The 12,236-nt window shown below is 50.0% G+C and carries 8 protein-coding genes; all 8 read right to left on the reverse strand.

Annotation, left to right across the window (positions count from 1 at the left end; genetic code table 11):
- Positions 1-31 precede the first annotated feature (31 nt).
- Positions 32-1,378: a sulfatase-like hydrolase/transferase gene (locus tag OXG87_13890; GenBank protein MCY3870645.1), complete on the reverse strand. Its 1,347-nt coding sequence runs from the start codon at positions 1,376-1,378 to the stop codon at positions 32-34.
- A 12-nt stretch (positions 1,379-1,390) separates the two neighbouring features.
- On the reverse strand, positions 1,391-2,794 hold the full coding sequence (locus OXG87_13895) for a sulfatase (GenBank protein ID MCY3870646.1): 1,404 nt from the start codon (positions 2,792-2,794) through the stop codon (positions 1,391-1,393).
- 79 nt (positions 2,795-2,873) lie between these two features.
- Positions 2,874-5,372, reverse strand: a complete 2,499-nt coding sequence (locus OXG87_13900; GenBank protein MCY3870647.1) for an ABC transporter permease — start codon at positions 5,370-5,372, stop codon at positions 2,874-2,876.
- 21 nt (positions 5,373-5,393) lie between these two features.
- Positions 5,394-7,889, reverse strand: coding sequence for an FtsX-like permease family protein (locus OXG87_13905; GenBank protein ID MCY3870648.1), 2,496 nt, complete (start codon positions 7,887-7,889; stop codon positions 5,394-5,396).
- 44 nt (positions 7,890-7,933) lie between these two features.
- Positions 7,934-9,097 (reverse strand): 6-bladed beta-propeller, encoded by a 1,164-nt coding sequence (locus OXG87_13910; protein ID MCY3870649.1) that lies wholly within the window; start codon positions 9,095-9,097, stop codon positions 7,934-7,936.
- A 190-nt stretch (positions 9,098-9,287) separates the two neighbouring features.
- Positions 9,288-10,397 (reverse strand): hypothetical protein, encoded by a 1,110-nt coding sequence (locus OXG87_13915; GenBank protein MCY3870650.1) that lies wholly within the window; start codon positions 10,395-10,397, stop codon positions 9,288-9,290.
- A 15-nt stretch (positions 10,398-10,412) separates the two neighbouring features.
- The gene (locus OXG87_13920) at positions 10,413-11,303 is read right to left on the reverse strand and encodes a hypothetical protein (protein ID MCY3870651.1); all 891 of its coding nucleotides are present in this window, start codon (positions 11,301-11,303) and stop codon (positions 10,413-10,415) included.
- 13 nt (positions 11,304-11,316) lie between these two features.
- Positions 11,317-12,171 carry a sugar phosphate isomerase/epimerase gene (locus tag OXG87_13925; protein MCY3870652.1) on the reverse strand — a complete coding sequence of 285 codons (855 nt, stop codon included), beginning with the start codon at positions 12,169-12,171 and terminating at the stop codon, positions 11,317-11,319.
- Positions 12,172-12,236: the final 65 nt, after the last annotated feature.

Consider the following 12,236-nt stretch of genomic DNA (forward strand, 5'->3'; position numbering starts at 1 on the left):
CCAGATCTCATTTAACTGGGATGAGGTCCCGTTATCGGATTCGCCCCGCTTTGGAGCGTCCCCCGCGCCACAGGTCGTACTGGGGGTCTGCGTACTGGTTCAAGAAGTTCTGGATCCGGTTGCGACATTCGTTGATGACTGTTGCGTGGGAGCGGTTCGCCAGGTTGTTGCGTTCTCCTGGGTCGGCCTGCATATCGTACAGTTCATCCGGGCCATCTGGGTGACGCCAGGTGTATTTCCAGCGGTCATTTCGCACCAGGCGCGTGTTTTCAAATTCGTGGAAGATCTCATTATTCCACGTTATTTCCTCTCCTGTGAGTGCTGGGGCATAACTTGTGCCGGGGAGATTGGGGTTGTCGGCGATCCGATTCCGCAATTCCAGATGGTCCAGTACGGATGGGAAGAAGTCGTAGTTGCATGTCCTCCCTTCAAATACCCTGCCCGACGGTATCCGTCCGGGCTGGCGGAATATCAGTGGGATGTGGATGGTTTCTTCAAATGTATGTAATGGTCGGGAGTGGTCTCCCATGCCCCACATTCCGTGATGTCCCCCGCACCAGCCCTGATCCGCTGTGAAAATTACCAGTGTGTCTTCTTCCAGGCCGTATTCTTTTAAGGCGTTTGTTATTTCGCCTACCCCATCATCTACTCCGCTTACCGCTGCGGCATATCCGCGAATGCTTACCGGGTTGTTGATCATGTCCCGGTTGCTGCGTAGCCAGGGATGAACTGGTTCTCTGGGGAAGCTCGGCAGTTCTTTGTCTGCGTAATATTCGGTATGCCGGTTGAGATGTGTTTCCAGCATGCTTGTTCCCAGGCCGTAGGGACCGTTGTACGCTACGTAGAGGAAGAATGGCTGGTGGTGGTTTTGTCGCAGGAAGTCCAGGGCGTGTTCTGTTATGGCTTCGGTTGTGTATCGGGGTTCGGTATAGACCCGGTTTTGCCAGATCCATTCGTCGTCGTAAAATGTGGTGGTGTGTCCCTTTGGTCGGGTAAACCAGTATGAGAATCCCTCCTGGGGCCGCAGACTGTCTCCGAGGTGCCATTTTCCGCTCAGTCCGCATACATGTCCTGCATCTGCCATTACGCGGGGGAGGTTTGCAAATTCGCGAATGGTGCAGTACGCGTCTGGCCCCATCTGAGCGTCTGGTTTTTCTCCGCCGAGGTAGCAGTGTACGCCGTGTTGGGAGGGGATCAGTCCGGTCATGAATGTGGCGCGGCTGGGCGAGCAGACCGAGTTGACGCAATAGGCGTTTGAGAACCGAATTCCCTCATTTGCGAGTCTGTCGATGTTGGGGGTTTGTATGTCCGGGTTGCCATAACAGCCCAGGGTCCATGCCCCCTGGTTGTCGGTCATGATGAATACGACATTGGGCATTAAAGGTTCCTCTTACACGTCTTTCTCGTATCGCTCATCCCCCACTTCGTCCTGCAAGCGGTGGAGTTCGTCTTTTAGTTCGGCGACTATTTCTGCGTATTCCGGGTTGTGATAGACACTGTTCAGTTCATACGGGTCTTTGTCCAGGTCAAATAATTCCCATTCTGGTTCTCGGGCGTCGTCCGAGGCGCCTTCTTGTCCACATCCGTCGGCGTAATAGTAGATGAGTTTGTGCCGATGCGTTCTGACTCCGTAGTGTGCGTAGATATTGTGTCCGTTCAGGTGCATCCAGTATCGGTAATACATTGAGGCGCGCCAGTAGGCGGGTCGGTCGCCATTTAACAGGGGGCGCATGCTGTGTCCCTGAAAATGGCTGGGGATGTTTATTCCGGCATAGTCCAGAAATGTGGATGCGAAATCTACGTTGAGGATCATGTCATCGCATACACTGCCGGCTTTGATTTCTTTGGGGTACCGGATGAGGAATGGCATGCGGAGGGATTCTTCGTACATGAAGCGTTTGTCGTACCAACCGTGGTCGCCGAGGTAGAAGCCCTGGTCCGATGTATAGACGACGATGGTGTTGTCGGTCAGTCCTTCTTCGTCCAGGTAGTCCAGTACGCGGCCGACGTTGTCATCGACGGATGCCACGCAGCGCAAGTAGTCTTTGATGTAGCGCTGGTATTTCCATTTCATGTCTTCTTCGGGGGTCAAGCCTTCGGGTACGGGTTGTTTCAGGTCGCGAGGGTTCAGGTCCCGGTTGACGCGCATTTCAGCCTGAGATGCGGCTGTGGCGCGGTTGCTGTAGTCGTCCCACAGGGTTTCGGGTTCGGGGATGTCGATGTCTTCATACATGTCCGCGTGTTTGTCGTCTGGCTCCCAGGGGCGATGGGGTGCTTTGTGGTGATACATGAGCATGAATGGTCTGTTTTTGTCGCGGTCTTTTAGCCAGTCCAGTGCGAGGTCGGTTATGATGTCTGTGGTGTATCCCTCGTAGTGGACTTCTTTGCCCATGTCGTACATCATGGGGTTGTGATAGGCGCCCTGGCCGGGTAGTACGTTCCAGTAGTCAAATCCAGTGGGGTCATTGTGCCCGCCGTGCCCGAGATGCCATTTGCCCACCATTGCGGTCTGGTATCCCGCTGCTTGCAGGAGTTTGGGAAATGTGACCTGTCGCCCGTCCAGGTTTGTGCGCAATGTGGTTACGCCGTTGATGTGATTGTACGTGCCGGTCAAGATTACCGCCCGGCTCGGCGCGCAGATCGAGTTGGTGCAAAAGCAGTTGTTAAAGCGCATGCCGCCTTCTGCGATGCGGTCCAGGTTGGGCGTTTCGTTAATCCGACTGTTATAACAACTCATGGCATGCGATGCATGGTCGTCGGTCATGATAAATAGAATATTGGGTCTTTCGCTCATGTATACTCCTTTTGGTTGTGGGTTATTTGAAGACTGTATAATATAGTTATCGAGAGAATGAAAGACAGAGATTTGTGTATCAGTCCTCGCGAAGGGCATTGATAGGACTTCGAGATGCGACGCGGAACGAATGTAAGAATCCCCCTGCGATGGGAAGGAGGACGCCTACGAGAATCGCGCTCAATACTGTGCCAACGCCCATTTCGATCCGATACGGAAAATTTGACAACCACCAGTGTTCCATTAAGAAATAGGCCAGAGGTAAGGCTATAATCACAGACAGGAAGCCGGGAGCTGTCAGACTGAAGACAATGCCTTCCGCAATTTTGGAGGGGGATGCGCCCAGGATTTTTCTCAATGCGATCTCTTTTTCTCTGCGTGCAACAGATAACGAGACCATGCCGAGTGTGCCCATTGAGGCGATGAGAATAGCACATAGAGACGCGCCAGCAACGAGGGCACTCCATCTCGTTTCATGGGTATATGCGTTTTTTAAGTTTTCTTTTACAAACGAAAACCGCAATGGTTTTCCAGTCCCCAGGGCTTCCCAGGCAATGCGGAGGTGGTTCAGAACTTCCGCTGTTCTTTCCGCATCAATTCGGATCAACATTTCTCGAAATCTATCCGTTCTCCTCTGTCCTGGTTCGGCTATGGTGATCAAAGTCGGTGAGACACTGTGGTGCAAGTCTCGAAAGTGGAAATCTTTTACAACGCCCACGATCTGACCACTGGAGGCGTTTCCAAATAACCGCGAGCGATTTTCCGTCGGGGATAGGGTCTGTCCAAGGGGGTTGGTTATTCCCATCCGTTTTTGCAATGACTCATTGATGATGACGTGACCCGTTTGCTCTCCTTCCTCAAATCCTCTTCCGTACAAGATCTCCAATCCCACTGTTTTCACAAAGTTATTATCCACCTGAAAGTAGTTTACTTCTTCGATGGTGTTGCCGCTATCGTCTCGCAATTTTGCGAAATTTGACCATCCAATGGACTGACGGGTTTTTGCAATAGAGATAACACCAGGGATAGTGGCAAGAGATTGCTGTAATACGCCTGCTTGATCTCCTGTTGAACGCAGGTCTTCGATATTCACGCTGATCAGGTTGTGGATATTGAAGCCGAGGTCATTTGTCGTTAAAAAATAAACTTGCCGAGCCATGACAAGCGCGGAAAATACAAGGCTTAATGTGATACCACACTGAATGCCCATGAGGACTTTCAAGAAGGGACCAGACCTGCCAAACTTAGCGTCTCTGCGAACAATGCTTAGGGGCGAAAGCGATGAGATGAGCGCAGCGGGATAGAGGGAGGTTGAGAAGCCAGTTATAGATGCGATTGTTATGAGGATGATAGCTGTTGTGAATGGATTGGCAAAGGACGTGAATTGCGTTTGTAGAACTCCCTCAAGCGTTGGTGCCATCAATTCGGAGAAACTCAAGCCGACAATACAGGCGAGGAGACTGAAACTGAAGCATTCGAATAAAAGTTGATAGCCGAGGTGGTTGCGCGCTGCACCCAGAATTTGTCTGAGACCAAATTCCTTCACGCGTGCGCTAAATCTTCCGGCGTAGAGCAGCGAATAATTCACACAGGCGACGGACAAGATGAGTACGCTAATGCCGAGGAGGATGTAGGCATAGAGGGGATTTACCCCGGGCAGAAATCCTGTGCCTCGGTAAGCACCACGAAATTCATCGTAGTGGAGTTCTGAGATGGGTTGTAGTCTTATGCGAAGAGAATTGGGATCATAGAGTGGATGAGGATGTTTTTTGATGATTTGTGTGAGTTTTTCTTCTATGGAAACTATATCGGCTCCCGGTTTCAGACGGATAAAATAAAGACTACCATTGCTCCACCAACTCCATCCTTCCCTTTTTTGTCCAAGCAGTTTTGTCCTCAGGTGAAAGGGCAAGAGGGCTTTGAACCGCAAGTTGGAGTTGCTCGGAGGCGATTCAATGATGCCAGTGACCACCACGGACTGCATTGACGCCTCGTCTTTGTATCGTTCAGATTGAATGGACAATGTTTTGCCAATCAGGTCGTTTGCGTTATTCGATAGCATTGCGGTCAAATCTTCGCTTAATACAATGCTGTTTGATTTGGCTTGGAAACTACCGCTTATGAAAGGAAAGGAAAACATTTCGTAGAAACTTTCATCCACCAGAATAATTTCATTGACGCGAATTTCAGCCATGCTGCGAAAATTTTCTCTTTCAGACACGATATTCCAGTTGGGCCATTTTATAGATGCAAGCACAATTCGAGTTGTCGTTTCAACCTCTGGAATCTGAGAAATCACGACTTGCGCCAAAGCAGAAGGGAAACCCGCGGTGTGAGTATCCTTTCCTGCAGAAGGTCCCATCATCCTTTCGTCAGGCATATATTTCGCATGCATCGTGATTCGGTATATGCGGTCAGAGTCCTGGTGAAATCTATCAAAACTCCAATCATGCAGGATATACAGCACACAGAGATAACAGCAACCAATACCCAGTCCCAGGCCGAGCAGATTGATCAGGGCATAGGGCTTCTGGTGGCGTAAATTTCTCAGAGTAGCAAGAATATAGTTGCGAAACATATTGTATTCCCTTCTCGTTAATCAGTCCTCTCGCAGGGCAGCACTGGGACTCTCTGAGGCAACCTTCAGCGCGTGTAAGAAACCGCATATTAGTGGAAGCAGGATGCCCAATAGGATCGCCGTTAAAATCGTGCCAATGCCGAATTGAAAGCGGTAGGCAAATATCGAGAGCCATTCGTCCATAAAGAAATAGGAGAGCGGGAGTGCGATGACGGCGGCTACAAATCCGGGTAGTGCGTAGTTCAGCACTATGCCACTGGCTATTTTGGATGGCACTGCGCCCATGACCCTTCGGATGGCTATTTCCTTTCTTCTACGCGCCACAGACAGGGAGATCATGCCCAGAGCACCCATTGACGCGATGAGGACTGCGCACAGGGCTGCGCCAGAGACGATTTTGCTCCAACTGATTTCTTTGGCGTAAAATTTTTGTCTTTCATCTTCTACGAAGGAGAATGTCAATAACCCGCCAATTTGCAGGTCTTTCCAGGTCTTCTCGATATAAGAGATAAACTCATCGGCACTGTCCTCCCGGATACGAATTAATATTTCTCCGGGGGAAGTTGATCGTCTGGGTGGCTCCTGAGCAATGGTGATCATGGCAGGAGAGACGGTGTGGCGCAAGTCCTGGAAGTGAAAGTCTTTGACCACACCGACGATGCGGCCACTTACACCTCCTCCGAACACTCGTGACTTTGACCGCTCATTCGCTGGCTCAATTAACTGCCCGATAGCCTCAGAAGACGTTAAGTGCTTTTGGAAAGCTTCATTCACAATCACATCGCCCGGGATGGGATTGGGATACAATGGTTTTCCCTGTAAGAGTTGCAACCCAACGGTCTCGAGAAAGGGACCATCCACTTGATAATGGGTCACTCCATCAATGAGGTTGCCACTGCTGTCTTTCATCAGGATTCGGTTTGACCATCCGAGAGGTGGGTTCGTCCGCACGCAGGATATCACGAGCGAATGCTCAGATAAAGACGCTTGCAGACGGTCAATTTCATTTTCGTTTAGTTCGCCAATATCGAGCTTCAGCAGGTTGGTGGGTTCAAACCCTGGATCCGTCGTGATGACAAAAAAAGTCTGTTCAAAGATAATGATTGTGCAAAACACAAATACCAATGTCACGCCGGACTGGATGGCCATCAATACCTTCAAAAAGGGTCCAGACCTGACCGCTTTTGCTGTTTTGCTCAAAACGCTGACGGCAGACACAGACGACATAAAGGCTGCCGGATAAAGGGCTGTGACCAGACCAATAAAGCAGGCAACCGATAGGAGAATGATCGCGGTCTGAATGGGGTCCGTTGAGGACATGAGGGGTGTTTGCAAAATGCCTTCGAGGGGACTTGAGGCCAACTCTGCGACTGCCAGGCCTATGATGCAAGCCAACATGCTGTATCCAAAGCATTCGACTAATAGCTGGTGCCTAAGGTGTCGTCGGTTCGCGCCAAAGACTTGTCGTAAGCTCAATTCTTTGGCACGCGAGTTGAACCGTCCCACATAGAGGAGTATGTAATTTAGACAAGCGACAGACAGCACGAGGACGCTCATACCGCCGAGGATATATCCATACAAGGGATTGGTACTTCGACGTACGCCATATACCCGTTGCTGCAATCCAGGCTCGTGATGCACATCTGTGAGGGATTGAAGTCTGGCCTGAAAACCCCCTAAGTCCCATAGCGAATTGAAGGAGGATTGTTTCCGGATAAGCTCCGTGAGCTTTTCCTCCATGTCCTCTATATTTACATTGTCTGTCAGACGTATGTAATGTGTGGACTGAAAGCGCCACTTCCATCCCCCTTCTTTCTTATTCAAAAAGGTTGCAGACATACTCAATGGCAAAAGTATCTCAAAATCCAGGCTCGAATTGCGGGGAGGGGTTTCCATAATGCCCCCTATTTCAATAGGGGCTACTATGGGTTCCCGGTCTTTAAAGAGACTGTGAGAAAATCGCAGCCATAATACTTTGCCAATCAAACTGTCAATATCGTTGGAAAGCGTCTGAGCAAATCTACGTGTGATCACGACTTGCTCTGGACGCGAGAAGAACGTACCGCGAATAAGGGGAAATGAGAACATTTCCTCGAAACTTTTATCTACAAATAAGACCTTTTGCATTCCGATAGTGATTTCCATGGGTCGCAGAAACTCTTTGTGAGTACCCACGGCCCAATCCACCAGGTCACTCGTTACACGGGTTGTAAGCTCAATCTCCGGAAACTCGGCAGATATCATGGACGATAGTGCAACGGGAAAAGCTATCGTCTCAGTCCAGGTGCCCGCCTTAGGGTACCCTCTTATTGTTTCTCTAAATTTTATTTTTCCGGAAACGCGATATATCCTATGATGGTCTTGATGGAATCTATCAAAGCTCCAGTCGTAAAGGAGATAAAGCACACAAAGGTAGCAGCACGCAATCCCTATCCCTAAACCCAACAGGTTAATGGCTGCATGCGTTCTATACTTGATTACATTGCGAAACCATGTTCGGAAATAATTGGCAATCATCGGTTATCCTTGCAATTAAGAGATACTTGCTGACTTTCACACCATTAGCCGGTAGGGGCTTTCTGAGGGGCAATAAGACGATAGACGCGAATCCTGCCATTCGTATCTTCGCCATGAGTGGGAGGCGAATACATATAGACAGACTGCTCATGGCAAGTGAATACATAGTGTCCCAATTCATTTTTTACTTCCTGGATGGAAGGCTGCACGCTCAGGTTTGATAGAAGTATAAGCGCAGTACTGTTTGCTGGATCCGCAAACATGTACCTGAGTAAAATATCTCCCGAAGACAGGAGAGACAGGCCGTACAATTTGCTAAAATTACCAAAGTTTGGAGGTTTTGATGATTCGTTTTCAGTTTTGATCTCATCTAATTTGAGGTTGATGAATTTGGGATGATTTATGGTTATGGGCGTGAGAAATTCCTGTGTTGCCAGATCAATTCTCATCACTTTAGCTTCCCAGGGGAGAGCAACGTATATGATTTTTCGCTCCTCGTCATAAGCAAGACCCTGAAGACGCCGAAAAGTAGATAAAAGCCTCCCATATTGAGCCTCGCTGACTTTGAATTTGGCGAGGTCTTCGCCTGTGTCAAGGGAGGTGACACCAAGCATACCGTTTCTGTTTCTGTCAACATAAGTATGAATGAGATTGTGATCTTCAGAAACCAACATTTGATACATGGAGCGTCTTCGTTTTAATTGTCCTAAAAATTTACCTTTGATCGAGAAGCGAAGCGTCTGCCTCTTTCCCCCTTGATCGTGGATGAGTATTTGGTCAGTATTGGGGATAATCGCTGGTTCCCGAGGTGTCTTATACTGACCTTCTCCATCCCCGCGACTGCCAATAGACCCCTTATAGCTTCCCTCTCTGTCAAAAACTTCGACACTCCTTCTCGGGTGATCTAAAATAATGATATAGCCCTCCATAATCGCAATAGAGTTTGCCATCCTGAGTGCGGGTCCTGCCTCTGGGCGTTCGAGTGTAATTTCATCAATCAATGAGAGATGGGGTTTAAGGGCGTCCTCATCTTGCTGATTTTCAACAGCATTTTTTTTACAACTCCCACATAAGAGAAAGAGGAGTGCCAGCCATCTCACGGAGACTAATAACTTTTTGCGGTTCATCAGTGATACTCCTTTCCTGGCAAAAAATTGTCGGGAAAATGAGAGGATGTGTGGGAAATAGATAAGCAATTTCTGTGCCAAAGTCTCTTTTCTATGTTTTACAAGTAGTTATGAAAATTCGCGCCATGAACGCCTTGTAATAAGTGTCCGATTTTGATACAGTGGTGTCCGAAAATGAACACTTTATAAAATAAAAACAGGCACATTGTTTTGATATCAATGTGCCTGTTGGATTTGTAAAATAAATGAGTGTAGTATTGCTCAGTAATTCCTAATTCAATTGAGCAATAAGCTCAGAAGGCACGGATGCGACGTGGATTTGAGGATGGCCCGAGCGGTCGGAGTTGAAGACGAGCCATTTGAGATCGGGCGAGAGATAGGGATGCCCGTGTGTGTTTTGCTCGGTGCTCATGGATGTATGGGCTTCGCATACGACCGCGGTTTTGCCGGTCTGGATATTGCCGACGATGAGTTTGCTGGTGCCCTGCCAGTCGTCGCAGAAGAAGTATTGCCCGCACGGGGAGGTGCCGACGTGGTTGAAGCGATAGCCCGGCGTGCCGACGCGCTCTGGGGGTTTGTTTGCCGATACTTTGACGAGGTTGCCCTTGTCGGGTGCGTACTCACCTTCTGCGCGGACGGATAGGAGGATTTCATTCGCGCCCGCGATCCAGGCTTCGTGTCCGGTGATGCTCGGCGTATGGGGTAGTCCGACCTGAAGGCGTGTGACTTTGCCGTCGGGTATATCGACGAGGTATTCGGTGGCGCCTTCGTCGCCGACGAGTTTGAGGCGGGTGCCATCGGGTTTGAATTCGCAGCCCCGGTTGTGCTGAACCATGATTTGTTTGCCTTCTGTGGGTTCAAATTGTGTGTGTGGGTTGCAGATGTCGGGGTCGGTGTTGATGATTTCTCGCGTTCCCTTTTCGAGATCGACGAGTTCTATGCCAAACATTTTGGGGTGATAGCTGATGGTGACGCCATAAGCGTAATAGCGTTCATTGGGCGATAGGGTGCCCAGGCCGCGCGTTTGAAGGTCTTCGGGAAATTCATGGATGACGCGCTGTTTGCCCGTGCGCAGGTCAACGCGCACGAGTTCTTGGCATTTGTTGGGAATGACGCGCTTATAGAAGAAGATACCGCTGTGGGTCATGCCAGGTCCGCCCAGACCGCGACCGATTATTTCGGTTTCCCATGTGCCAAATTCGCAGGCGACGTATTCGGTGGTGTTGGGCGCGGTGTCTGAATTTTTTTGTTCATAGACAAAGACGCGCGAGTCAGCAGAGCAGTAGGGCAGTTCACAGTAGATGTTGGATTTGTCGCGCGTGTCTGTGGTCACCTGTGTGAGTGCCACGCCATTGGACAATTTGCCGAGTTCGATAGACATAGTTTTTTCTCCTTTTCACACGGCACTTAAGAGCCACTGGTGTGCCAGATGCCAGTCTTCGGTGTGGTTGAGCACGACGGCTGAGGATATGTCGCCACATCCCACGGTTGCGCGGATTTCTGCGCGTTTGGCGTCGTTGTGGATGCGATTGCACAAGTAGTCATTCCATTCGTCAACGGCTTGCGAGGGAATTTGACCGCCGCACTGTTCGAACACCCAGCCTTCAAATTCGAGGTAGGTAGGCAGGTTTGTGCGGATGTGGTTTAATGTGGCGTCGATGTCCAGATTTAATGCGTGCAGTACGCGAGGGTCCAGGCCGCTCTCTGTCATGTCGGGATAGTCGGGGTGTAGCAGGCCTTTTGCGCGGAGGAGGATTTTGTACCAGGTGCGGGGCAATTGGCGTACGCCGAGGGGACCAAAATCAATTGTGGCGACGAGTGGCACAATGCTTCCGCGCAGTTCGGACAGGTCGCGCTTGTAAAATAACTGCAAATCCTGAAGGCAGTTGAGTACGGTTGCAGAATCAATACCCGCATCTCGCGGCAGGCCCGTGTCTGTGTACGTTTCTTCGATTTTTTCCCCGCGGTGTCGCCGTGCGCGGATAAACGCATTCCATCGGACGATGGCGTCTTGCTGTTCAAAGCCCCAGAAGTCATCGCCTCTCTGTTCGAGTATCCAGGCTTCAAAATCGAGGTACGAGGGCATGTTTTCGCGCAAGTAGGCCAATGTGGTGTCGATATCCAGGTTTAATGCGCGCAGTACGCGGGGATCGAGGCCATTATCCGTCATGTCGGGGTATTCGTCGTCTAAAATACCGGCGTTGCGCGTGAGTACTTTCCACCATGTGCGGGGCAATTGACACGCGCCGAGCGGGCCATAGACGAGACTGCTGATGAGGGGGACCATAGTGTGCTCCTTGTTAATTGATGAGGGATTTCAAATAGTTGCCCTGGGAACTGATTTTTTCTTCGTCATCGCCGGGACCAAATTCTTCAAGTGAGATATAACCCCGATATCCGACGTCTTTGAGGTCCTGGATAATTTGGGGAATATCTGCCATGCCTTCTCGCAGGTCGCTAAAATTCCATTCCCATTGCATGCTTCCGGTCTCGTCGCGCTCGGTTTGCACGGGTGTGGCATTGCCGATGTGTACATGGGCGAGATACGGGCCGAGTAGTTCGAGGCCCATTTTGCTGTCTTCAAGTCCCACGCGGATCATGTTGGGCACATCCCAGATGGCACCGATGTGATTGGGATCGAGGTTTTCTAAGAGGGCGATGGTGCGAGATGCGCTCACAGCGATGGTGCCAACGTGAATTTCATAGATGATTTTGACGCCGTAATCGCGCGCCATTTCGACCAGGTCGGCAAAACTCGCGCGCGCTTTGAGGAATTGGGGAATATAGGGCGCCTGGCGGTCGTGGCTCTGGGCACCAACGCGAATGAGGGGTGGGTTATCGGAGTCGATTGCACGCGCGCCTTTGAATATTTTTTCGATGATTTCGATCTTATCATAAGTGAAATTGGATGCGAGGGTGCAAACGCGCACGCCGGTTTGGTTTGAGAGGTCGCGTATCTGCGCTGCCTTGTCCAGGATATTGTCTGGGCTGACATCCGTGAGGTGGCGTCCCCAATAGAACAATTCGGCATTGGGGTCTTCGGGATTGTATCGGCAGCGGAGTTCAATGCCTTCGTAACCGTGTTTTTCCAATTTTTTGAATGTGGTTTCCAAATCCCATCGGGGAAGCATGACAGAGGTGAGTGAAAGTTTCATCGTGTCTCCTGATAGTTTGATTGTATCGTTGGTTCGATCTACGGATTTTATCCTGTATATCCTTT

This window comes from Gemmatimonadota bacterium (assembly GCA_026706845.1).
Classification (GTDB): domain Bacteria; phylum Latescibacterota; class UBA2968; order UBA2968; family UBA2968; genus VXRD01.